Source organism: Comamonas odontotermitis, assembly GCF_040396735.1.
Classification (GTDB): Bacteria; Pseudomonadota; Gammaproteobacteria; order Burkholderiales; family Burkholderiaceae_C; genus Comamonas; species Comamonas odontotermitis_C.
Genome location: NZ_JBEBNZ010000005.1, coordinates 73,399 through 96,623 on the forward strand (window position 1 = coordinate 73,399; position 23,225 = coordinate 96,623).

The 23,225-nt window shown below is 64.3% G+C and carries 24 protein-coding genes; 13 read left to right on the top strand and 11 right to left on the bottom strand.

Going from position 1 to position 23,225, the window contains the following annotated elements:
- Positions 1-32: 32 nt before the first annotated feature.
- Positions 33-1,001 carry a TauD/TfdA dioxygenase family protein gene (locus tag ACH2DG_RS07100; protein ID WP_395025086.1) on the bottom strand — a complete coding sequence of 323 codons (969 nt, stop codon included), beginning with the start codon at positions 999-1,001 and terminating at the stop codon, positions 33-35.
- 368 nt (positions 1,002-1,369) lie between these two features.
- Here ACH2DG_RS07100 and ACH2DG_RS07105 point away from each other — a divergent pair, with 368 nt between their 5' ends.
- Entirely contained in the window at positions 1,370-2,308 is a 939-nt protein-coding gene (locus ACH2DG_RS07105; protein WP_395025087.1) for a hypothetical protein, read from the top strand.
- Between the two features lie 35 nt (positions 2,309-2,343).
- Here ACH2DG_RS07105 and ACH2DG_RS07110 read toward each other — a convergent pair whose 3' ends face one another.
- Positions 2,344-3,483 (bottom strand): class I SAM-dependent methyltransferase, encoded by a 1,140-nt coding sequence (locus ACH2DG_RS07110; RefSeq protein WP_395025088.1) that lies wholly within the window; start codon positions 3,481-3,483, stop codon positions 2,344-2,346.
- A gap of 12 nt (positions 3,484-3,495) precedes the next feature.
- On the opposite strand from ACH2DG_RS07110, the gene ACH2DG_RS07115 reads away from it, so the two are divergent.
- From ACH2DG_RS07115 to ACH2DG_RS07145, 7 genes are all read left to right on the top strand, one after another.
- Positions 3,496-4,272, top strand: coding sequence for an SDR family oxidoreductase (locus ACH2DG_RS07115; protein ID WP_395025090.1), 777 nt, complete (start codon positions 3,496-3,498; stop codon positions 4,270-4,272).
- Between the two features lie 28 nt (positions 4,273-4,300).
- Positions 4,301-4,675, top strand: coding sequence for a dihydroneopterin aldolase (locus ACH2DG_RS07120; protein WP_184708877.1), 375 nt, complete (start codon positions 4,301-4,303; stop codon positions 4,673-4,675).
- Positions 4,676-4,679: 4 nt separating this feature from the next.
- On the top strand, positions 4,680-5,678 hold the full coding sequence (gene ttcA / locus ACH2DG_RS07125) for a tRNA 2-thiocytidine(32) synthetase TtcA (protein ID WP_395025091.1): 999 nt from the start codon (positions 4,680-4,682) through the stop codon (positions 5,676-5,678).
- Positions 5,679-5,800: 122 nt separating this feature from the next.
- A complete protein-coding gene (locus tag ACH2DG_RS07130; RefSeq protein ID WP_395025093.1) occupies positions 5,801-6,478 on the top strand; it encodes a hypothetical protein in 678 nt (225 codons plus the stop codon).
- A gap of 4 nt (positions 6,479-6,482) precedes the next feature.
- Positions 6,483-7,124 (top strand): histidine phosphatase family protein, encoded by a 642-nt coding sequence (locus ACH2DG_RS07135; protein WP_395025094.1) that lies wholly within the window; start codon positions 6,483-6,485, stop codon positions 7,122-7,124.
- 45 nt (positions 7,125-7,169) lie between these two features.
- Positions 7,170-7,358, top strand: coding sequence for a hypothetical protein (locus tag ACH2DG_RS07140; protein WP_395025097.1), 189 nt, complete (start codon positions 7,170-7,172; stop codon positions 7,356-7,358).
- An 86-nt stretch (positions 7,359-7,444) separates the two neighbouring features.
- Complete coding sequence (locus ACH2DG_RS07145; protein WP_395025098.1) at positions 7,445-8,407, top strand: LysR family transcriptional regulator; 963 nt, start codon at positions 7,445-7,447, stop codon at positions 8,405-8,407.
- A 58-nt stretch (positions 8,408-8,465) separates the two neighbouring features.
- Here the strand turns inward: ACH2DG_RS07145 and ruvB are convergent, their stop codons facing one another.
- The 4 genes from ruvB to ruvA form a co-directional block, all read right to left on the bottom strand.
- Positions 8,466-9,545, bottom strand: coding sequence for a Holliday junction branch migration DNA helicase RuvB (gene ruvB / locus ACH2DG_RS07150; protein ID WP_395025100.1), 1,080 nt, complete (start codon positions 9,543-9,545; stop codon positions 8,466-8,468).
- A 27-nt stretch (positions 9,546-9,572) separates the two neighbouring features.
- Positions 9,573-11,456, bottom strand: coding sequence for a trypsin-like peptidase domain-containing protein (locus ACH2DG_RS07155; RefSeq protein WP_395025104.1), 1,884 nt, complete (start codon positions 11,454-11,456; stop codon positions 9,573-9,575).
- A gap of 206 nt (positions 11,457-11,662) precedes the next feature.
- On the bottom strand, positions 11,663-13,141 hold the full coding sequence (locus ACH2DG_RS07160; protein ID WP_395025105.1) for a trypsin-like peptidase domain-containing protein: 1,479 nt from the start codon (positions 13,139-13,141) through the stop codon (positions 11,663-11,665).
- Between the two features lie 234 nt (positions 13,142-13,375).
- Positions 13,376-13,948: a Holliday junction branch migration protein RuvA gene (gene ruvA / locus ACH2DG_RS07165; RefSeq protein WP_377779603.1), complete on the bottom strand. Its 573-nt coding sequence runs from the start codon at positions 13,946-13,948 to the stop codon at positions 13,376-13,378.
- A 159-nt stretch (positions 13,949-14,107) separates the two neighbouring features.
- Here ruvA and ACH2DG_RS07170 point away from each other — a divergent pair, with 159 nt between their 5' ends.
- From ACH2DG_RS07170 to ACH2DG_RS07180, 3 genes are all read left to right on the top strand, one after another.
- On the top strand, positions 14,108-15,085 hold the full coding sequence (locus ACH2DG_RS07170; protein ID WP_395025211.1) for a PhoH family protein: 978 nt from the start codon (positions 14,108-14,110) through the stop codon (positions 15,083-15,085).
- A gap of 54 nt (positions 15,086-15,139) precedes the next feature.
- The gene (ybeY, locus tag ACH2DG_RS07175; protein WP_395025106.1) at positions 15,140-15,598 is read left to right on the top strand and encodes an rRNA maturation RNase YbeY; all 459 of its coding nucleotides are present in this window, start codon (positions 15,140-15,142) and stop codon (positions 15,596-15,598) included.
- A 308-nt stretch (positions 15,599-15,906) separates the two neighbouring features.
- Positions 15,907-16,656 (top strand): sulfite exporter TauE/SafE family protein, encoded by a 750-nt coding sequence (locus ACH2DG_RS07180; protein WP_395025108.1) that lies wholly within the window; start codon positions 15,907-15,909, stop codon positions 16,654-16,656.
- Here ACH2DG_RS07180 and ACH2DG_RS07185 read toward each other — a convergent pair.
- The gene (locus ACH2DG_RS07185) at positions 16,634-17,104 is read right to left on the bottom strand and encodes a transcriptional regulator (RefSeq protein ID WP_395025109.1); all 471 of its coding nucleotides are present in this window, start codon (positions 17,102-17,104) and stop codon (positions 16,634-16,636) included. The genes ACH2DG_RS07180 and ACH2DG_RS07185 overlap by 23 nt on opposite strands.
- 141 nt (positions 17,105-17,245) lie before the next feature.
- Between ACH2DG_RS07185 and ACH2DG_RS07190 the strand changes: the two genes are divergently transcribed.
- A complete protein-coding gene (locus ACH2DG_RS07190; RefSeq protein ID WP_395025111.1) occupies positions 17,246-18,028 on the top strand; it encodes a DNA methyltransferase in 783 nt (260 codons plus the stop codon).
- Between the two features lie 15 nt (positions 18,029-18,043).
- Positions 18,044-19,282: a DNA methyltransferase gene (locus ACH2DG_RS07195; protein WP_395025113.1), complete on the top strand. Its 1,239-nt coding sequence runs from the start codon at positions 18,044-18,046 to the stop codon at positions 19,280-19,282.
- Positions 19,283-19,312: 30 nt separating this feature from the next.
- Here the strand turns inward: ACH2DG_RS07195 and ACH2DG_RS07200 are convergent, their stop codons facing one another.
- The 4 genes from ACH2DG_RS07200 to ACH2DG_RS07215 form a co-directional block, all read right to left on the bottom strand.
- On the bottom strand, positions 19,313-20,227 hold the full coding sequence (locus ACH2DG_RS07200; protein WP_395025114.1) for a LysR family transcriptional regulator: 915 nt from the start codon (positions 20,225-20,227) through the stop codon (positions 19,313-19,315).
- Positions 20,228-20,339: 112 nt separating this feature from the next.
- Positions 20,340-21,515, bottom strand: coding sequence for an acyl-CoA dehydrogenase family protein (locus tag ACH2DG_RS07205; protein ID WP_395025115.1), 1,176 nt, complete (start codon positions 21,513-21,515; stop codon positions 20,340-20,342).
- A gap of 183 nt (positions 21,516-21,698) precedes the next feature.
- The gene (locus tag ACH2DG_RS07210) at positions 21,699-22,082 is read right to left on the bottom strand and encodes a cupin domain-containing protein (RefSeq protein WP_395025116.1); all 384 of its coding nucleotides are present in this window, start codon (positions 22,080-22,082) and stop codon (positions 21,699-21,701) included.
- Positions 22,083-22,164: 82 nt separating this feature from the next.
- Complete coding sequence (locus tag ACH2DG_RS07215; protein WP_395025117.1) at positions 22,165-23,139, bottom strand: Bug family tripartite tricarboxylate transporter substrate binding protein; 975 nt, start codon at positions 23,137-23,139, stop codon at positions 22,165-22,167.
- Positions 23,140-23,225: the final 86 nt, after the last annotated feature.

Here is a 23,225-nt window from a genome sequence, read left to right on the forward strand (position 1 = left end):
TGGGCGAGACAGGTGGTTTTCATTCAAATGATTCATACCGGCACATCGCCTTCGATGGTGGTGCGGTAGAGCTTGCGGCGCTGCCCTTCGGGCACGCCGGTGGCCAGGTGCAGCACGGCGCGGTTGTCCCAGAACAGCAGATCGTGCGGCTGCCAGTGGTGGCGGTACACAAACTGCGGCTGCGTGCTGTGCGCAAACAGCTCGGCCAGCAGCGCGTCGGACCGGGCCTGCGGCAGCCCGACGATGCGAGTGGTGAAGTGCTCGCTGACAAAAAGCGCCTTGCGACCGGTTTCGGGGTGCGTGCGCACCACCGGATGAATGGCAGGCTTGACCTCGGCCACCTGCTCGTCGCTGAGTTTGGGGCGGAACGGGTTGCGCGCACGCAGCTCTTCGTACTTGAGCAGATAGCTGTGCTCGGCGAGCAGCCCCGTCAGTTGCTGCTTGAGCGTATACGGCAGCGCATCATAGGCCGCCACCTGGTCGGCAAACAAGGTATCGCCGCCCACCTCTGGCAGCTCCTGCGCGTGCAGGAGCGAGCCCAAGGCCGGCTTGGGCTTGTACGACAGATCGGAGTGCCAGTACGCCCCCGCATCCCCCAGGCCCGTGGGCTGGCCCCCTTCGATGATGTTGGAGACGACCAGAATCTCGTCATGCGCATCGAGCTTGAAATTGCGCAGCACATGGCGCTGCAGCGGGCCAAAGCGGCGGCTGAATGCAATGTGCTCAGCCGGGGTGATGCGCTGGTTGCGGTACACCACCACGCTGTGCTGCAGGTGCGCCTCGTGCAGGCGGGCAAAATCGTCGCTGCCAAGCGGCTGGGCCAGATCCAGCCCCACCACCTCCACCCCCAGGCGGCTGCTGGCGCCATCGGGCTGGCTGATGGGGCGCACTTCAAACGCGGGACCGGCAGCGCGCGCTGGTGCCTGGCGCAGGGCCGAGTCCGGCACCGGACGGCGGAAGGAGAACGGGTGAGCGGTCAGGGCATCGAACAGGGCAGACATGGCGGCTTCCTCAAGGGGGGCGGTGGCAAATCCATCGCGGTGATGCCACTGTAGAAGCCGCTCCATAAAAGCAAAACGAATAAAAATGGCTATCTTTATGCAAATTTTGCAGAAGACGACCCTACCCCGGCCTGCCTCGTCATCGCCCTTTCATGTTGGGCCGCCATACTGGAGGCTGCCGGTGCGCAATGAGCCATTCTGTACGGCACCAGACGCCCGCCTCGCCTGCTCCGCGTGCGGCTCCGGCGCCGTATGTCAGGGCTCTGCACCGGCAGCCAGCGAATGCTTACCAATTTTCGTCAAAAAGATAAGAAAATTGCCACTCATAACGACATAATGCATTTCATTCCACCAAGAATGCGTGTGTTATGACGAATTTCACCCCATCTCCGCTTCCATCGACGACCCAGAGTCGACGCCAGTTCGTGCGCCAGATGGCTGCGGGCGCATTGATGACCGCAGGGGCGGGCATGGGGGCTGGACAGGCGGGCGCCGCACAGGAGCGCCTGTTTGCCAATCCGTGGTTCAAGACCATGCAGCGCAGCCTGGGCGACAACACGCAGGTGGCCCTGCTGTGGTGGACGGTGGCCACGCACGTACAGCGCGCAGCCCATACCATGGGTTGCGCCCTCGGACAGCAGCGGCTGGCAGATATGGAATGGGAAACCCTGTTTCAGGTCAGCATCGACCAGGATGCCCGGCAGTTCCATCTGCTGCCAGCCATTCAGCAAAGCTATGTACAGCCCTGGGGTCTGGCTGCAGAGGCCGCCTGGAACACACTCGACGCCACCTTGCAGGCCCGCTGGACAATGTGGCTCAACTCCGATCTGGCCGCGCCTGTCTTCAACAGCCTGCGTGCCGAGGAAATCACCCTCTCCTGGGGCCAGCCCAGTTGGCCGATCGATCCGAGAAGCGGCATGGTGGTGGCTGCCCCGATGCTGGCGGCAGCCCATGCGCTGCGCCAGTTGGGCATGCACCATGCCGTCACGCAGGTGATCCGCCAGCTCGATGCCGGCGTCGCACAGGCCTGGCTGCAATTGCAACCCGGGCGCCAGCTAACGGTGGACGACCGCCGCTGGCTGCACCCGCTGGCATCGGCATTGCAGCAACTGGCTCCGGTCATCACCGAAGGCCTGGCGCAAACCGCCAACCAGCAGTGGCCCCAGCGCATCGACTGGCTGCAAGGCCCGCTGGGCATGGTGCCTGCACAATGCAACTTTGTGGCGCGCGGCGTCGTGGCCGCGCCCATGCTGTCCGCCGATTTTGTGCCCACCACGCTGGGGCGCTACTGCAGCAGATTGGGATAACACCCTCCGCCCGGGCTCGGAACGTGTTGATGTTCTCAGAGCCGGTGCATCCGGTCGCCCTGCACAAAGCCTGCGGCGTCCCAGAATGGCACGCCCTTGGCCAGCATGATGGCCTTGAAGAACTCGCCCATCTCGTGCTCCAGCATCAGCTTGGCGGCCTTGCTGCGGGCGATGACGTCGAGCTTCTCCATCTTGGCGGCCAGCCCGCAGTTGATGAGGAAATGCGCCTGGCTGGTGTAGCCCAGCACGTCAAAGCCCGCATCCTGCGCAGCCACGGCAATGCCGGTGAAGTTGACGTGGGCCGTGAGGTCCTTGAGGCCGATCAAGGCGAGTGGGTCGCTGTCCACCTGGTGCAGGTGGTGGCAGACCAGGGTGCCCATGTGGCGTTGCGGGTGGTAGTACTCGCTCTCGCCAAAGCCATAGTCGATGAAGATGGCCGCGCCGCGCGTCATGCGGTCGCCCAGGGTGGCGACAAAGGCTTCGGCCTGGGGGTGGATTTCGGTGAGGTAGTCGGCACCGGCGGGCAGATCGGGCTCCACGGGCGGGCGCAGCGCGGTGGGGCGCTCGGCCCAGCCGAAGCTGATGGCGTCGCCCTCCTGCGCAGCCACCACCACGCCCCGCTCCAGCCATACGCCCTGGCGGCGCAGCAGCAGCTTGACGGGCATGGCATCGAGCACCTCGTTGCCCACCACCACGCCTTGCAGTTGCGCAGGCAACTCACTGGCCCAGCGCACCTTGTCGCCGAAGCGGGCCAGCCGCTCCTGCTGGCGCGCGCGCAGGCTGCCCGACAGATCGACAATGGTGTAGCCCGTGCAGGCATCGCCCAAGGCGGACAACATCTGCTCGGCCAGCGCACCGGTGCCTGCGCCAAACTCCCACACCTCGCTCGTCTGGGTATGGGCAAAGGCATCCTGCACCTGCGCGGCCACCAGCTCGCCAAACACGGGCGAAAGCTCGGGCGCGGTGACAAAGTCGCTGCCCTCCTCGGGCATCACACCGAATTTGCTGCGCGTGTTGGCGTAGTAGCCCAGGCCCGGCTCGTACAGTGCCATGCGCATGAATTCATCAAAAGCCAGCCAGCCGCCAGCCTGGGCAATAGCCTCAGCCACGCGTTTGGCGAGCACAATCGTTAAACTAGAGGGTTCTGTATTCACCCCCGTATTGTCGCTGTTCATACAGTGCCTGCCATGTCTTTGCCTTCTTCGACCCCACGCACCGTACTGGTCACCGGCGCTGCCAAGCGCCTGGGGCGGGCCATTGCGCTCGATCTGGCGGCCCACGGCTGGCAGGTGGCCGTGCACTACCGGGGATCGAAGGCAGACGCTATTGAAACTGCAGCTGCCTGCGCAGCCCTATCGGGCACCAGCGGCCATTTTGATGCAGATTTTGAGGACGAATCGGCCGTGCGTGCGCTGCTGCCCCGGGTGGTGGATGAACTCGGGCCGGTCGATGCCGTGGTCAACAGCGCCTCGCTCTTCGAGCACGATACCGCCGCAGACTTTGGCTATGCCGCACTGGAGCGCCACATGCGCAGCAACACGGGCGCGCCGCTGGTGCTGGCCCAGGTGCTGCACCAGCACATCGCCCAGCGTGGCGGTGATGCGCAAGGCGTGGTGGTGAACCTGCTCGACCAGAAACTGTGGAACATGAACCCCGACTTTGTCAGCTACACGCTCAGCAAGGCCGCGCTGGAGGCAGCAGGCACCCTGCTCGCGCAAGCGCTCGCGCCGCTGCTGCGCGTGGTGGGCGTGGCCCCGGGCCTGACCCTGACGAGCGACTACCTGACGGACGACAAGTTCGAGGCCCTGCACCGCATGAGCCCGCTGGGCCGCTCCTCCACCCCGGACGATGTGGCAGCCACCGTGCGCTTTGCGCTGGAGAACCGGTCGATCACCGGCACCACCTTGCTGGTGGACGGCGGCCAGCACCTGATGCGGTTTGACCGCGATTTTTCGATGATGTGACGGCAACAACGCCACAACGTCTGCTTTTATGACAACATTTGACACCGGGTTGCAAACCCTGACGCTGACTGGCCTGCGCTTTGATGCCAACCTGGGCATCCTCGCGCATGAAAAGGTGGAGCCCCAGCCCATCCAGGTCGATGCCGAGCTGAACCTGGGCCAGCAGCCGCTGGCCCCCAGCGACGACGACATCATGCATGTGCTGGACTACCGCAAGGTGCGCCAGATCATCATCGACGAATGCACGGCTGAGCACGTGAACCTGCTGGAGACCTTGATTGGCAAGCTGGCACAGCGCCTGATGCTGCTGCCCAATGTGCGCGGCGTGCGCATCAAGATTGCCAAGCTGGAGATTTTTGACGATTGCGAAGTTGCAATCCGCACCGAAACCGGACAATGGTGACCCCATGAACGCACCCACTGACACCGCACCACTGCAAGCTGCCGCCAGCCAGGGCTGGAATTTTGACGACGAGGCCGACCAGGCCGAAGGCCAGGCGGGCGATGCCGTCTCGAACGAAAAGCGCCTGAAGATCCAGCGCGAGAACCACAAGCTGGAAAAGCGCCTGTGCCGTGAAGTGGCCCGCGCCATTGGCGACTACAACATGATCGAGGACGGCGACAAGGTGATGGTCTGCATGTCCGGCGGCAAGGACAGCTACACCCTGCTCGACATCCTGATGAAGCTGCGCGCCCGCGCACCGATCAAGTTCGACATCGTGGCCGTCAACCTCGACCAGAAGCAGCCCGGATTTCCCGAGCATGTGCTGCCCGAGTACCTGAAAAGCGTGGGCGTCGATTTCCACATCGAGAACCAGGACACCTACAGCGTCGTCAAGCGCGTGGTGCCCGAGGGCAAGACCACCTGCGGCCTGTGCTCGCGCCTGCGCCGCGCCATCCTGTACAAGGTGGCCGACCAGCTGGGCTGCAACAAGGTGGCCCTGGGCCACCACCGCGACGATATCGTGCAGACCTTGATGCTCAACATGTTCCACGGCGGCATCATGAAGGCCATGCCCCCCAAGCTCGTGAGCGACGACGGCAAGCACGTGGTGATCCGCCCGCTCGCCTATGTGCCCGAGAAGGACACCGAGCGCTGGGCGCAGTACCGCGATTTCCCGATCATCCCCTGCAACCTGTGCGGCAGCCAGGAAAACCTGCAGCGCCAGATGATCGGCGACATGCTGCGCGAATGGGACAAAAAGCACCCCGGCCGCGTGAACAACATGTTCCGCGCGCTGCAGCACGTCATCCCCACCCATCTGGCCGACACCAAGCTGTACGACTTCCAGAACGCCAAGCCCACGGGCGTGGCCGATGAAAACGGCGACAAGGCGTTTGACCATGACGAGTTGCCCGCAACCCCCAGCCTGCCCGGCGGCGTGCAGGTGATCCAGCTGGGCTGACACACCATGGCCTTGCAGCATCCACGGTCACCCCGGACGGACAGATGCTGCGCCCTGTACCAGTCCTTTCGCATGCGCTGCGCCCTCCGGGCCCGGCGCATTCGCGTTTTGAAGGAGGCGATATGAACTTGTCCCTACCAGGAGGCCGCAGCGGCACCCTGCATCGCAGCGTGCTTGCCTGCACATTGCTGCTCTCGGCCCTGTGGCTGACCGGCTGCGCCAGCGTGCGCAACGTGGAAAGCGAAGTGCAGAGCTATTCCACACTGGCCGGGTTGCCCCAGCCCCCCACCTACCGCCTCCAGCTGCTGCCATCGCAGCAGGCGCAGGGCGCCGCCTTTGACAACGTGGTGCAGCAGGCGCAAACCTCGCTCGCAGGCGTGGGCCTGCAGCGCGATGATGCCCAGGGCACCCTGGTGGCCCAGATTGCTGCCGAAGCGCGCTACATTCCTGACAGCTGGCTGCTGCCCGGCAGCCCCTATGCACCCTATGGCCCCTACGGCGGCTTTGGCTGGGGCGCCGGGTTTGGCTGGCGCGGCGGCATGATGTGGCGCGACACCGGCCCCTCGCTGCACTACCGCGCCGTGCAGCTGACCTTGCGCGATTTCCAGACGCAGCAGGTGGTGTACGAAACCTCGGCCCGCTACGAAGACGTGTGGGTGGACGACAAGGTGATCTACCGCATCCTGTTCGATTCCGCACTCAACGGCTTTCCCAAGCCGCCCCCTGGCGTGCGCAAGGTGACCGCCACCGTGGGAGCACCCCCTGCAGGCAACGCCGCACCAACGGCAGTGAAACCCTGACGATATGAACGCCACCCGGATCATTGCAATTCGCCACGGCGAAACCGACTGGAACCTCGGCGCCCGCATCCAGGGCCACACCGACATCGCACTCAACGACACGGGCCGCAGGCAGGCCCTGCAGATGGCGGCCGCCCTGGCCGACGAGCCGCTGCACCACATCTACAGCAGCGATCTGCAGCGGGCGCTCGCCACGGCGCAGGCCCTGGCGGACACCAACGGCGCCCTGCTGACCATCGACACACGCCTGCGCGAACGCTGCTTTGGCAGCTATGAAGGCCAGCGCTTTGCCGACATCGAAGTCTCCGACCCCGAAGCTGCACTGCGCTGGCGCAAACGCGATCCGGCCTTTGCACCGCCCAGTGGGGAATCCCTGCAGGATCTGCAGGCACGCGTGGCCCATGCCGTCGACGCCCTGGCCCGGCAGCACATGGGCCAGCAGATTGCCCTCGTGGCCCATGGCGGGGTGCTCGACACCCTGTACCGCCTGTCCACGCGCCAGGGCCTGCAGGCTCCCCGCACCTGGGAGCTGGCCAACACCAGCATCAACCGCCTGCTCTGGACCCCCGACAGCGGCCTGGCCCTGGTGGGCTGGGGAGACACCAGCCACCTGCAGCAGACCGGCCTGGATGAACTGGCCGGGTGATGCAGCCGGATGACGCGGTCAGGGTGAGCCCTTTTACACACGCTGATGGCGGCGAAGCAAGTATTAACAATTTTCAATGAGGGGTGCGCCCAACCATTGCTTTTGCGCGCATCAGCATCATTTGCGATTCAAGAAGAGATTCCGACGGAAATACCGCAATTTATCTCCAATGGCGATATGAAAATCGATGTATATTTGCAATTGAACGCAGGAATAACACTCGATTACTTTTGACAAAAACATGCTGCTTGCACCGGGAGGCCTCCAGTGCCACCATGCCGCAGCATGCCTGCTTGTCGTACTGAACCGATCTGGCATTTATGACCGACGCTGAACCGCCTCGTAAATCTGCACCAACGCCCTCGCTGCGCCAGTTGAGCTGCTTCAAGGAGGTGGCCAATCACCGCAGCTTCAGCCGAGCTGCGCAGGCGCTCTCCATGAGCCAGCCCGCGTTGTCATCGGCGATCCGGGAGCTGGAGAACCTGCTGGGAACACCCTTGTTCGACCGCAGCACCCACCATGTGCGGATGACACCCGCAGGCGAGGCCGTGCGCCCGCAGGTGGAGTGGATGATCAACAACTTCGTGCAGGGCGTGCAGGATCTGCAGCAGTTGCTCAAGTACCAGGCCGACACGGTACGCGTCAGCTGCATTCCGTCGGCCATCCATCTGCTCGCCCCATGGCTGGCACTCTGGCAAAAGGAAAATCCGATGGTTGACCTGCAGTTGCAGGATCTGCGCAACGAGGATTTGCTGCAGTCGGTGGCCAACGGGGGCTCGGACATCGGCCTGGGCCTGGAGTTCACCGTGCCCTCGACCGTGGATACCCAGTTCGTCACCGAAGACGAAGTGATGGCCGTGATGCCTGCCAGCCACCGCCTGGCCAAGATGCCCGAGCTGCGCTGGACGGACCTGAACGACGAGCCGCTCGTCATCCTCTCGCGCGGCAGCACCTATGAAATGATCGTGTCGGTGCTGGAGCAGCAGGGCGTGGGCATCAGCCACACCGAAACCCTGACCTACACCGAATCGCTGTACGCCCTGGTGCGCAGCGGCCTGCGCATCGGCCTCATTTCGCGGCTCTACACCCAGTGCCACGTCGACAACGACCTGGTCACCATGCCACTGAAAGCGCCCCTGCTGTCGCGCCGCATCTGCCTGATGACGCGCAGCGCCCATGGCAACCGCCGCCCGGTGGTGCAGCAATGCTGGGATTACCTGTGCAGCAACATGGGCAGCAGCGTGCCCAGCCCCAAGACCGGCAAGCGGGGCAGCGGCCTCTGAAAACAGGCTGCGGGCAGCGCGGCAACGCCCGCCCCCTGCGCAGGGCGCCGCCCGGCGCCTATACCAGCGAGCCCTGACCGCCCTGCCCTGGCGCATCTCCCCCAGCCAAACCCAGGTGGCGGTAGGCGGCCTGCGTGGCGATGCGGCCACGCGGCGTGCGCTGCAGAAAGCCTTGCTGGATCAGGTAAGGCTCAATGACATCCTCGATCGTGCCGGGCTCCTCGCCAATGCTGGCCGCGATATTGTCCAGCCCCACGGGCCCTCCGTCGAAGCGGTGAACCACCGCCTCCAGCAGCTTGCGGTCCATGATGTCGAAACCCAGCGGGTCCACATCCAGCATGGCAAGCGCACGGTTGGCCATGTCCTGTGTGATGCGCCCATTGCCTTTGACATCGGCATAATCGCGCACCCGGCGCAGCAGCCGGTTGGCAATGCGCGGCGTGCCGCGCGAGCGCCGCGCAATTTCCTGCCCGCCTTCATCGTCAATCGGCGTGTTCAGCAGGCCTGCGCTGCGCATCACGATCTTTGTCAGCTCGGCCGTCGTGTAGAACTCCAGCCGGGCCACGATGCCAAAGCGGTCGCGCAGCGGATTGGTGAGCATGCCGGCGCGCGTGGTGGCGCCCACCAGGGTGAAAGGCTGCAGATCGAGCTTGATCGAGCGGGCCGCCGGGCCTTCGCCGATCATGATGTCGATCTGGTAATCCTCCAGCGCGGGGTAGAGAATTTCCTCCACCACCGGAGAGAGGCGGTGAATCTCGTCGATGAAGAGCACATCGTTGCGCTCCAGGTTGGTGAGCAGCGCCGCGAGATCCTTGGGCTTTTCCAACACGGGGCCGCTAGTCTGGCGCAGATTGACGCCAAGTTCTGCCGCAATGATGTGCGACAGGGTGGTCTTTCCCAGACCGGGCGGACCAAACAGCAGCACATGGTCCAGCGCCTCGCTGCGCTTCTTGGCTGCACCGATGAAGATCTCCAGCTGCTCGCGCGCCTTGGCCTGGCCTACGTACTCGTCCAGCAGCTTGGGGCGCAACGCGCGCTCCAGCGCTTCTTCCTGTGATGAGGTCGGGCTCGCAGAGATCACCCGGCTGTCAGGCGGTTTGGTGAAAGAGGTGTCGAAAGAATCGGTGTGGATGGTCATGGGTCAGCAGCATGCGCCGCGATCCGGTCACGGCGCAGCCCACACATAATAAGCCAGTCCGTCGTACAAAAGATCCGGATTGCCCAGCCAGGCATCGCGCTGTGCAAGGTCGGCCGCATAGTGGTGGGCGCCGGTGCTGTACTGGTAGGAGCGGTAGACCGGCACCGCGCCATCGCCGCCTTGCGCGGGGACCCACCAGACAATGCCCTCGTCATACCAGCCTGGATGGTACTGCTGCACAAACTGGCGCTCGGCCTCGCTGGTGGTGTAGAAATGGGCCACCACCTCGGGGTTGAAATAGCGGTACACCGGCAGCATCCGGGGACGCTGCTGGACAGATGCGTAGAACGCAATCCCCGTGTAGTGGAGCGCGTCCGGCAACTGGGCCATCACCGCATCGCGCTCCTGGGCGGAGATCGTGTAGAAATCCGCGCCGGACCTCGGAATATGGAAGCGGTAGACCGGCGCCGCCATGCTGCTGTCCAGCGCGGTAAGGGTGCCCAGCCATGGCGAGAAGCTGCCGGCAACGGCCTGGTCCAGGCGCCCGTACACCACCCCCTTGGCGGGACACCAGTTCTCGCCTCCCGTGAGGGTGCCCACCACGCGGCCATCGACGAACAGCGCCGATCCACTGCTTCCCCCTTCTATGCCGCCGCTGTCCACGGCCAGGCGGTAGAACCCGCCATCGCTCACCGCCTGCGGGGCGCAGCTGAGCGGCGGGCGCGCAACGGTGTAGTCGATGTAGCAGGACGCCAACTCCTGAATCCGCCCCTTGGTAATCATCAGCAGATCGCCGTGCGGATGGTGGAGCCCTGCCGCCGCCGCGCCCAGGGGAACGGCAGACGCATCCCAACCTGCAAACAAGGCCCCGGGCGGCGGGGCATCGTTGAGCCGCAGCAGCGTCATGTCATTGGCAAAGCTGGTCGCCAGCCAGCGCGCGCCGCCATAACGCTCGGTATGGCTGTCAGCCAGGCTCTCGCTGTTGCAGGTCTGCGAGTAGTAGAACCACATGGTCTGCAGCGTGGAGGCTGTCGCCTGATCCCTCGCACAGTGTGCGGCTGTCAGCACATAAGGCGTTTGGTCCTGCTGGGGGTTGTTGACCAGGGTGCCAGTGCACTGATAGGTGTTGGTGCCGTTCACAAACACCATGCGGATCACCGCGTCCCGCTGGTCCAGCAAGGCAGCCTGGCAGTTCACATCCTGCTGGCAACTGTTGGAGAGCCGCTTGGCGGGATCTGCCTGCGCTTGCGCCAGCGGCGCAGGAGGCACCACCACTTGCGACACCCACGGAACAGCGAGTGCCAGCTGCGCGTCGTTTACCGTCGCGGGCAGCAGGATCTCCAGTACCGGCGTCGGGCCCAGATCCGGCGTCCACCACGTACGCACACCGGTGGCAGGGTCGAGCGGCAGGCGCTCCAGCAGGGCTGCTCCGGTTACTTCATAGCTGGCGGCGGCCTGCGGCGAGGCATACATGCGAAACACCGCCGCCTCGGGCAACGCAGTAAACACGACCCCCAGCCGCAAGCCATAAGCGCCATCTGGCGCCCATTGCAGAGCCGCCGCCCGGCCCCCATTGGGCAAACGGTTCCATGCCAGCAAATTGCGCGTCTGGTCTGGCGTCTGCAAGCTGGCAAGTGGTCGCCCTACACCAATCTGCCGTGCGCCATCCGTTTGCAGCAACTCTGCCTTGGCTGCATCCCAAGGCGGCATTTCGACCTGGGCCACCCGGCTCGCCGCCAAAACGGCTGCATGCCTGAGCACGCCGAGCACGCCAGCACCCTCCTGCGGCTCCATGCGGAGCGCATCCACCTGCACACCGGCCTGGGCCGACGATGCCGCCATACCCAGCCAACACAATGCCGCCAGCAACGCGCCGCGACGCAACCTTAAAAACACTGCACAAAAGGACATCATGGCCTCCTCCTCAGTGCTCGTCACAGTACTAGCGCAACGCCCTCCCCTATCGTGAACAATTTTCCCATAGATGGCAATCTAGACCCACCTCAAATAAATAGCAAACACTCACACCAATAGAAAAGTAAATCTGGATACGAAAAGAAAAAAGGACCTGTAAACAGGTCCTTTTGACATTGATACCTTGTGATTGACGGCGGCACTCAGCCTGCCAGCCAGCTCCAGATCTTGCTGTTGAAGACCTTGTCGAAGCGGCCATAGTTGTCCGTGCCATTGAGCGCGTTGCACGCACTGGAGCCGCCATACAGGGTGCCGATGACCCGGCCATTGCTGAACAGGCCCGATCCGCTGCTGCCGCCTTCGGTCACGCCCTGGCTCCAGCGCACGGAGTAGAAATTGCTCTGTGCATCGCCTGCGGGGCACGAGACGCTGGTGCCTCCGGCCGAGACGCAGTTCGTGTAGCCATTGATGGCGCCCACGCTGTACTTCAGCAGATCGCCGTCCGGGTGGTGCAAGCCGTAGATGGCGGTGCCTTCCGTGGCGGTGTTGCGCGCATCCCAGCCTGCCAGCGTCACGCCTGCAGGTGGCGTGTCATTGAGCTTGAGGAAGGACGAATCCGTGCTGGCCGTGGCATACAGCAAGGTGGCCCCGCCATTGCGGCTGGCAAAGGTGCCCGGAATGCCCGAGTTGCAGCTGCTCGAACGGTAGAACCAGTTGGTCTGCAGCGTCGATGCCGCAGTCTGCGTCGAGATGCAGTGGTTTGCCGTCAGGAAATACGGGGTGAAATCCTTCTTGGTGTTGTTGACCAGCGTACCGGTGCACACATACGAAATGCCGTCGGCAGCGACGTAGACCATGCGCGCCACGGCGTTGCGCTCCAGCTGGTAATTGCTGGTGCAGCTGGCATCCAGATTGCAGGCGCCGGCCTTCTTCTCCACGTCGGCCATCTCTGCCTCGGTTGGCAGGGACAGGTTCTGGTAGATGTGCGAGACCGAAGGGATCGCAATGCGCACCGCCTCGGCACCCGTGCCCGCAGGCAGCACGACTTCCAGCGTGGCATTGCCTGCGCCCACATCGGGGGTCCACCAGGTGCTTGCAGCCTGGCCACCCTCGCCTGCCTTGCGGTTCTGCGCCAGCAGCGCATTGACGGAGGCGCCGCTCACCTGCACCACCGCATCGGGGTGCTCGTCGCTGTAGATGCGCAGTTGCGCGGCATCGGGCAGGCTGTCGACCAGCACGCCCATGCGCAGTCCATATGCGCCTTCGGACGCGATATGCACGGCGGCAGCGGTGCGCCCGTCCGGCAACGGCTGCCATTGCAGCGCCGCCTGGGTCTTGGCGACCGACGTGGTCTGCGCCACCGCGCGCGGCACGCCGATCTGCATGGCAGGCTGGCCCAGCCCCGCCTGCTCGGACTTGGTGGTGTCGAGCTGCGGCAGCGCGATGCGCGTGCTGCGCAGCGTCACACCCAGGGGCTGTGCCTGGGTTTCGGCCTGGGCCTGGGCCTTGGAGCCCGGCAGCACGATCGAATCCAGCACAAAGGCAGTGGGGCTGGTGGGTGTTGTCGGATTGCCACCATTGTCGTCGCTGCTGGAGCCGCCACCGCACCCCGCGACGGCCATCGCCGCGGCAATGCCGCAGGCCCACGCCAGGCCGCGCATTGCGTGCTTGGAATTGTTCATGGTCTTGCTACCTCTCGTTGTTGCCATATCAATGGAAATCTGTGCCGAACCCGCAGGCTCGCGCGCCGCTTCGGAACGTGTTTACGATCTCCTCGCGCCGCGACAGTGATTTTGCCAGCGCCCGGCGAGGGATGGGATGCGAGGGGCGCGCCTAGCGGCGCAGCGTGCAGCCAATAGCCCACCTATTGGCAAGCGCTGCAACGATGCAGACCGCCCGCAAAATCACTGTTCCGGTCATTTTGCCAGGGCCTTGAGCGCCTGCTTGATACCCTCTGCCACCCCGATGTCGGCGGGCAATACCTTGAGCGCGGCTGCCGCATCCTTGTCACTGTAGCCCAGCGCGATCAGCGCCTGCAGGATATCAGCCTGCGCGTCGTTCACCGCCACCGCCTTGGCGCCGATGTCTGCGCCCAGCTTGCCCTTGAGCTCCAGCAGCAGGCGCTCGGCGGTCTTCTTGCCGATGCCCGGCACCTTCACCAGGCGCCCGGCCTCCTGCAGCGACACGGCCTGCGCGAGGTCGTTCACCCCCAGGCCGCTCAGGATGGACAGCGCCGTGCGCGGGCCCACGCCCGATATCTTGATCAGCTCGCGGAAAGTCTGGCGTTCCTGCGCCGTGCCAAAGCCGTAGAGCAGCTGCGCATCCTCGCGCACGATGAACTGGGTCAGCAGCACCACTTTCTCGCCCACGGCAGGCAGGTTGTAGAAGGTGCTCATGGGCACCTGCACCTCGTAGCCCACGCCGTTGCAATCCACCATCACTTCGGGGGGGTTCTTTTCCACCAGGGTTCCGCTCAATCGGCCTATCATTCGTATCTTTCCTTGTTACGGCTCATGCAAACCAGGCTCCGGCAGGACGGCTGCCTGATGACAACGGACAATGCGCTGCGTGTGCATTCTGGTTTGCGTGAATTCCGCCTGTTTTGTGCCAGGGCACAAGCATACTGATTTTTGGATGGAACCCACCGCGTGATCCTGCGCCACACCTTTACGCCCCACGACAACAACCGCCTGTCCAACCTGTGCGGTCCCGCCGACGCGCACCTGCGCCAGATCGAAACCCATCTGGCCGTGAAGATTGCGCACCGCCACGAGCAGTTCAAGATCGACGGCCCCAAGGCCGCTGCGAATGAGGCGCTGGAGCTGCTGCAGGCGCTGTATGAGATGGCGGATGGCCCGATCAGCGAAGACCATATCCAGCTGATGCTGGCGGGCGACGCCGAGTTGATGACCGCGCCCGAAGGCGCCATGGTGCTCAATACCCGCCGCGCCGACCTGCGCGCGCGCACCCCCAACCAGAACACCTACCTGGAAAACATCGCCGCGCACGACATCACCTTCGGCATCGGCCCTGCCGGTACGGGCAAGACCTATCTCGCCGTGGCCTGCGCGGTCGATGCGCTCGAGCGCAGCAACGTGCAGCGCATCGTGCTCACGCGCCCCGCTGTCGAGGCGGGCGAGCGCCTGGGCTTTCTGCCCGGCGACCTGTCGCAGAAGGTCGACCCCTACCTGCGCCCGCTGTACGACGCCCTGTACGACCTGATGGGCTACGACAAGGTGCAAAAGGCTTTCGAGCGCAACGCCATCGAGATTGCGCCGCTCGCCTTCATGCGGGGCCGCACCCTGAACAACTCCTTCATCATCCTCGACGAGGCGCAGAACACCACGCCCGAGCAGATGAAAATGTTCCTCACCCGCATCGGCTTTGGCGCCAAGGCCGTGGTGACGGGTGATGTGAGCCAGATCGACCTGCCCAAGGGCCAGATGAGCGGCCTGATCGATGCCGAGCGCGTCCTCAAGCGCGTCAAAGGCATTGCCGTGACCCGCTTCACCAGCGTCGATGTGGTGCGCCACCCGCTGGTGGCCCGCATCGTGGACGCCTACGACAAGCAAAACCGCCCGGCGCGCGCGCACAGCCGCGGAGACCGAGAACTCACACATCCATAGCTGGTAGCGCAGCCCCCTCCTGCGCCAGCCGCCAAAAATATCCAAAAAACAACCATGGCATTGAACCAACTCACCCTCTCCCTGCAATTTGCCCGCTTTGACGGCGTGGCCGAGCACCGCGCCGCGCTCGGGCGCAGCCAGGTCACGCGCTGGATCCGCCACGCGCTGGCCGATGACGCCGAAATCACCGTGCGCATCGTGGGTGCCGAAGAAGGCCAGGCCCTCAACCGCGAATACCGCAAGAAGGACTACGCCACCAATGTGCTGACCTTCGACTACCAGCAGGAACCCACCGTGCTGGCCGATCTGGTGCTGTGCGCACCGGTGGTCGCGCGCGAAGCCCAGGAGCAAAACAAGACGCTTGAGGAGCACTACGCCCACCTGCTGGTGCACGGCACCCTGCATGCCCAGGGCTGGGACCACGAAACCAGCGAGCAGGACGCGCAGGAGATGGAAGACTACGAAACCGCCATCATGCAGGAGCTGGGGTTTGAAGACCCTTACAAGAAATAAAGTAGAAAATAGAAGAATCTGGCCTGCAGCGCATGCCTGTCAAGCGTATCAACTCCTGATTCTGTAGCAAATGCAGGCCTGCGGCTTGCAGTATTCAGCCCGGGTATCGGTAAGCAGTAATGACTTTTGCGCGACCAATCCAATGGTTGCAGCGCGGCATTCGCACCTAGAATCCTCCTAAAACAGCCTGCACCCTCCGCCGTCATTCCCCAAGACGGCGCTGGGAAGCGGCCCGCTGCGCACGGCAGGTGCCTGCCAGGCATGTGGCACAAGGCCCCTGCGCAGCCTCTACAACAGGAGACTCCCCCATGGCCGATATCGCAATCCTGCTGGCCGCTGCCTTTGTGGCTGGCGCACTCAATGCCGTAGCCGGTGGCGGCAGCTTTCTCACCTTGCCGGCACTCGTGTTCACCGGCGTGCCCCCTGTGGTGGCCAATGCCACGGGCACGGTTGCACTGCTGCCGGGCTACGCGGCAGGTGCCTGGGGCTTCAAGGATGACATGGCATCGCCGCCTGGCCTGTCCATGAAGTCCGTGGTCGTACTGGCACTGGCAGGGGGGGCGCTGGGCGCGGCGCTGCTGCTGTTCACCCCCGACGCCACCTTCCGCAAGATCGTGCCCTGGCTGCTGCTGGCTGCCACGGCCATGTTCGCCTTTGGCCCGCAACTGCGCGCCTGGGCTTCGCGCCGCAATGGCGGTGGCGCGGGCACGCCGTCGGCGATGAAGGCCGGGCTGGGCATGCTGGCGGTTTCCATCTACGGGGGCTACTTCAATGGCGGTCTGGGCATTCTGCTGCTGGCCTTGCTCGGCCTGCTGGGCCAGACCAACCTGCACGCCATGAACGGCACCAAGAACCTCGTCTCCGCCCTGCTCACCGCCATTGCCGTGGCCATCTATGCCGCAGGCGGCGTGGTGCAGTGGAAGCAGGCGCTGATCATGATGGTGGCGGCCACGCTGGGCGGTTACCTGGGCGCGCGCGTGGCACGCAAGATTCCGCCCTCATGGCTGCGGGGCGGTATCGTAGCCACCGGCCTCGTCATGGCTGCGCTTTTTTTCTGACAGCGGCGTCTGCCGCCACTTCATAGGCGGGCGAAGGCTCGGCGGCCATCACCTCCGCCTTGCCATGCACCTTGGCGAACGTGAGAATCACTTCGCGCACCACCTTGCGCTGCGGCGGTGGCAACTGCAGGAATGCATCAAAAGCCTCGCGCTCCAGATAGCCCACGCCCACATCCCAGCGCTGCCGGTATTCCTGCGCCGAGCGGCGTACCTCTTCCCCAAAACGCAACACTTCCGGCTCGATCTTGAGCAGGCTCGCCAGCACCACCAGCTTGTCCTGTGCAGGGATGGATTCGCCCTTGAGCCACCGCGACACCGCCTGAAACGTGACGGAGCGCCCCCAGTAGTGGGTGTTGAACAAGGTCAACAGCACACCGGGCCTCGGCTCCAACCCTGCCGCCTGCATTGCATCGCGCAGCCGTTGGGCAAATTCAAGCTTGTTATCCATCCTCCGAAATTAAAGTTCTGTAGAATCCAGATTCAACTTCTTGTTGCTAAATATATTGAATTATCACTTTAATCGATCGATCGTGTGCCCTCGGTCATTCGAATCCCCACTCGCATGCACGCAAGGCGCCGCCCAGTCCCCATGCCCCAGTCACTCATCGAACAGCTTCCAGACATCATCGCCCAGGGACGCAGGCAGGCGCAGCGCATTCTGGAAAGCCTGGACACCTGCGAGCGCGTTCGCCTTCAGACGCGCGAAGTGGTGCGGCCAGATGGCAAAGGCGCCCGCGCGGGCACCCGTCCACCCGGCCCGCAATGGATGAACCGCCTCATCCATGGCGACAACCTGCTGGCCATGGCAGCGCTGCTCGCAGGCGACGAGGAGACCCCCAGCCTGCGCGGCAAGGTGGACCTGATCTACACCGACCCGCCTTTTGACAGCAAGGCCGACTACCGCACCAGGACCACCTTGCCTGGCATGGAACACGAACACCGTCCCACCGTCATCGAGCAACTGGCCTTCTCGGACCAATGGAGCGATGGCACGGCCGCCTACCTTGCCATGATCACCCCGCGCCTGATTCTGATGCGCGAGCTGCTGGCCGACACCGGCTCGATCTACGTGCACCTGGACTGGCATGTGGGGCACTACGTCAAGATCGTCATGGACGAAGTCTTTGGCAAGGACGCCTTCCTCAACGAAAACATCTGGCACCGCGCGGCCACCGTCGGGCGAATGGGGGCAGACCACCAACGCAAGTTCGACAGCGTCACCGACGGCATCTACCTGTACAGCAAGAGCGGCCGCCATACCTTCAACCAGCTGCGGCGCGCACTGAGCAGCCAGCAGGAATCTGCCTACAACAAGGTGGAAGCGGCCACCGGCCGCAGGTTCAAGCTGGTGACACTGGGCAACTACTGCTAGGCGACCATCCAAAGCATGCATGCACAAGGCCTGATCCACGAAACACCGTCAGGCAGCCGGTACAAGAAGTACTACCTGGACGAAGCCAGCGAGGTGGTTGGCAACCTCTGGACGGACATCAGCACATCCACCGCTGCGCGCGCGAGCGAAAGCGTTCACTACGCCACCCAGAAACCCGCCAAACTGCTGGAACGGGTCATCCAGGCCTCCTCTGCCGAAGGCGCGCTCGTCTTTGACGGATTCGGCGGCTCGGGCACCACCGCAGCCGTCGCCCAAAGGCTGGGGCGCCGCTGGATCAGCGTTGATATCGGCAAGCCCGCGTGCATGGTCACCCGCAAGCGCCTGATGGGCCAGGGTGCTGAACCGTTCGCCTGCCAGTCCATCGCCAGCTACCCGGTGGAAGCCGCCCGGGCCCATTTTGGCAAGCGCGATTTCTGCGCGGACGAACTCTCGCAGATCGTGCTGTCGCTATACGGTGCATCCGCATTGCCACCTGACCTGCATCCGCAGTACCGGCTGGGGCAGATTATGGGCCGCAGCGCATCGGACGAACAGGTGTGCAGAACACTGGTGCTGGCCAGCGCTCCCAGCCAGACAACGGAAGCGGCCACATTGCAAACGGCCCAGTCCCTGCGCGATCACCTGCCCGGCAGCTGGAACGGCTGGGGCCGCTGGGATCGAGTAGTGGTGCTGGGCTGGAATTTCGAGCCCTCGATCAGCCAGACGATCACCACGCTGAACGACAACCGCCTTGAGGTTCTGGCAATTCCCCCCGATCTGCTCGACTGCCTGCACAGGAAGGGCAGCGTGGAGAGGTTGCGCGGCCAGGTGCGGTTCTCGTCGCTGGCACACCTGACATTGCACCCGGTGGAGTGCCAACCGCAAGGCCTGCAGGACATTTTGTCCGTGCGCCTGAAAGACTATGTGCTGCTCTCGCCGCAAGCCATCCCCCTGCAAGGCGCCAACCGCACCAAGCTCCAGGCCGTGGCCCGTGGCGAGCCGCTGGCCCTGATCGAGTACTGGGCCGTCGACCCCAGCTATGACGGGCGGGTCTTCCGGCCCGCCTGGCACGACTATCGGGGCAATACCGCCCATGTGGCCCGCATTGCCAATGGCAGTGACGCGCTGCGCGTGAGCACGCAAGCCGTGTTGACCGTGCCTGCACAGGCCTCGCCGCGCGTGGTGTGCGTGCGGGCGGTCGATGTGTTGGGGTTCGAAGCAGAAGTCACCACCACACTGGGCGCGCCGCGCTGAGCCTGGGCTGCTGCAATGCCGCAACCACCGCTATTGCGCTGTCGGCGCCGGCCCCTTGGCAGCAGGCCCGCGCACCACATCGATGAATGCCTGCAGCGGCGCCGATACCGCCTGCGGATGCCACACAAAGGCCCCTGCCGTATGCGCGGCCAGGCTGTTGCTGCTTTGCAGCGGCACAAAGCGCACGCCGGCCATACCCGCGCGCTGCAGGCACGAAGGCACCAGCGCCACGCCCTGGCCGATAGCCACCAGGGCAATCACCGTGAGCCACTGGCGCACCGCATGGCTGGTGCGGGGGTGAATGCCAGCGTTGTGCAGGCAGGCGATGACATTGTCGTAATTGGCGGGGCTGACCTCGCGCACAAACATCACAAAGCGCTCATGCGCGAGGCTGCGCAGGTCAATGCTGGCCTGCTGCGCCTGGGGGTGCGCCTCGGGCAGGCAGCACACCAGGGTGTCGGGGGCCAGGGGCCACAGCGCCAGCCCCGGCGCGGGCGTGATGATGTTGACGAAGCCGCCCTGCAGCTGGCCGCGCGCAATGGCGGCCTGCTGCTCGGTGGTGGACATTTCGTGCAAGGTGATGTCGATATCGGGGCGCTGGGAAGCAAAGGTCTGCATCACGCGCGGCAGGTCGCGGTAGATCATCGAGCCGGTCACGCCAATGGCCAGCTGCCCCTGCTTGCCCTGCGCCACGTTGCGCGCCACATCGGCGGCGCGCTGTATCTGGCCCAGCACCAGCCGCGCCTCGATCAGGAAAGCCGCCCCCGCATCGGTCAGCCGCACCTGCTTGGCGTCGCGCTCCAGCAGGCGCACGCCCAGGTCTTCCTCCAGCGATTTGATAGCGACCGACAGCGGCGGCTGGGTGATGGCCAGGCGCTCGGCAGCCCGGCCAAAATGCAGCTCTTCGGCCAGCACCACAAAGTAACGCAGCAGATGGGTTTTCATCTGCGTATCATGCCCCAGCCTGTGCAGCCCCGCTGGTTTTCGCCGAGCTGGGGGCCCTGCGGCGCGCGTATGCATCGTGACCGCCTCGCCCGGTGTACCCGTCATGGATCCATCAATACGACTTGGGCAGACCCAGCACCTTCTCGGCAATGAAGCACAGGATGAGCTGCGGGCTCACTGGCGCGAGGCGCGGAATCCAGCTCTCGCGCATGTAGCGCTCCACATGGAATTCCTTGGCATAGCCCATGCCGCCATGCGTGAAGATCGCCGTCTCGCAGGCGCGAAAACCTGCCTCGGCACCGAAGTACTTGGCCGCATTGGCCTCGGCGCCGCAGGGCTTGTGCTGGTCGTACAGCCAGGCGGCTTTCATGGCCAGCAAGAAGGCCGCTTCCAGCTCGATCCAGCGCTCGGCCAGCGGGTGCTGAATGCCCTGGTTCTTGCCGATGGGGCGGTTGAACACCTCGCGCTCGCCGGCGTACTTGGCAGCGCGCGAGAGCGCGGCGCGCCCCAGGCCGATGGCCTCGCAGGCAATCAGGATGCGCTCGGGGTTCATGCCGTGCAGGATGTATTCGAAGCCTCGCCCCTCCTCGCCAATGCGGTCTTCCACCGGAATGCGCAGCCCGTCGATGAAGAGCTGGTTCGTGTCCACGCACTTGCGGCCCATTTTGGGAATCTCGTGCACTTCGATCTTGCTGCGGTCAAAGTCGGTGTAGAACAGCGACAGGCCTTCGGTGCCCTTGCATTCCTCCACCGGCTTGGTGCGCGCCAGCAGCAAGATCTTGCTCGCCTCCTGCGCGGTGGAGATGAACACCTTCTGGCCGTGCACCAGGTAGTGGTCGCCTTCGCTGTCCGTGCCGCGCACGGCGCGGGTCTTGAGCTTGAGCGTGTTGAGGCCGGTGTTGGGCTCGGTCACGCCAAAGCAGGCCTTGTCCTTGCCCGCGATCAGCGGCGGCAGCATGCGCGCCTTCTGCTCCTGCGTGCCGTACACCACGACCGGGTGCAGGCCAAAGATGTTCATGTGCACGGCAGAGGCCCCCGAGAGGCCTGCGCCCGTGGCGGAGATGGTGTGCATCATCAGCGCCGCCTCGGTGATGCCCAAACCCGCACCGCCAAACTCCTCGGGCATGGCAATGCCCAGCCAGCCCGCATCGGCCAGCGCACGGTAGAAGGCCTCGGGAAACTCGCCGTCGTCGTCGCGGGCATGCCAGTAATCGGCATCAAACGGTGCGCAGACTTTTTCGATGGCATCGACGATCTGCTGCTGCTCTTGGGTCAGTGCGAAATCCATGGTGTGTTCCTCAATATCCAGTCATTGATTCAATGCCGCCCACAGCGCTTGAAACCGGCGCGTTGAGATCGGCGGGACGGCCAGCGAGGGCTGCCCCAGCAAGGGCCGCCCCGCAGCAAAGGCTGCCCCAGCAAAGGCCGTCGTCCCCCTTGGGGGAGGCCGCGTAGCGGCTCAGGGGGTATTTCATTCAGGCCGACGGACGCGCGCCGGGTTTTCGCCATAAGGCGGGCTGTAGATCACCAGCAGCTTCGCGGGCGTGTCGCTGGTGGTCTGGAAAATGTGCATGGCATCGGCCGGAAAAAAGCAGGTATCGCCCGGCACCATCTCGAACGATTCGCCCTCGACCTCGACATGCGCCGTACCCTCGAGCAGGTAGCAGGCCTGCTCCATGCCCGGGTGGGCATGCGGCAGTGCGCCGCCGCCCTTGGCGATTTCGCCCAGCACCACCTCCATGTGCTGCGCGCCCACATTGGCGCTGCTGACGAGGCGGCGGTTGAAGGTGCCGGTGTGGTTGGCCGGGCTGTACGCCGGCACATCGGCAGCGCGGATGAGGTATTTGGAAACCATGGTGATGACAACCGATTTACTACAAAATCAATAGCTAATGGCGCTTGATGGCAATGCGCCAAGGGCTGTTTTCATTCAAAGATCACTGCGCAGGAATGTCTGCCTGCTTGACCAGCTTGCCCCAGTACTGCAACTGGTCGGCCACATAGGTGGCGAACTCCTGCGGCGTCTTGGTGGGCCAGACCTCGAAGCCGATCACCGCCAGCTGCTTCTGCACCTCGGGGTCGGCCAGCACGGCCTGCAGCTCGGTGTTGATCTTGTTCACCACGGCAGGCGGCGCGCCCGCAGGCGCAAAGATGCCGTTCCACGAAGTGATGTCAAAACCGGGCAATGTTTTGCCGATGGGTGGTACACCCGGCAGTTGCGACGAGCCCTTGGCCGCCGTCACGCCCAGCGCGCGCACCTTGCCCGCCTTGAGCATGCTGCCGCCAGAGCCCAGATCCACCACATACATCTGCACCTGGTTGCCCATCAGGTCGGTCAGCGCCTGCGGGCTTGATTTGTACGGCACGCCCACGATGTCGGTCTTGGTCAGAAAGCGCAGCGTCTCGGACGCCACAAGCGACGTGCTGTTGGGCGTGGCGTACGAAATCTTGCCCGGATGGGCCTTGGCGTAGTCGATCAGCTCCTGCACCGACTTGGCGGGCGAATCCACATTCACCGCCAGCGCGAACGGCAGCTCGCCCACGCGGGCGATGGGCGTGAAATCCTTGATCGGGTCGTACTTGAGGTTCTTGACCAGCCAGGGATTGGCCGAATGCGAGGTGTTGGTGGTCATGAACAGGGTCTGCCCATCCGGCTTGGCCTTGAGCACTGCCGCCGCCGCGATCTGCCCGTTGGCGCCCGCGCGGTTGTCCACAATCACCGGCTGCCCCAGCCGCTCGCCGAGCTTCTGCCCCACGGCGCGCGCCACCGCGTCGGTGCCGCTGCCTGCCGCGAACGGCACGATCATGGTGATCGGAGCACTCGGGTAGCTCCCCTGGGCGCGGCTCACCGGCGCAGCCACAGCCGCAGCCAGCGCGGCGGCTGCCCATACCATTGTCTGGCGTCGTTGCATCGTGTTGTCTCCTGTGCAGTTGTGCTTGAGCCTCTGTGGGCTTCATGCATGGTGCAAGGTTTGACGATTCGCGTCCAATGTTTTGT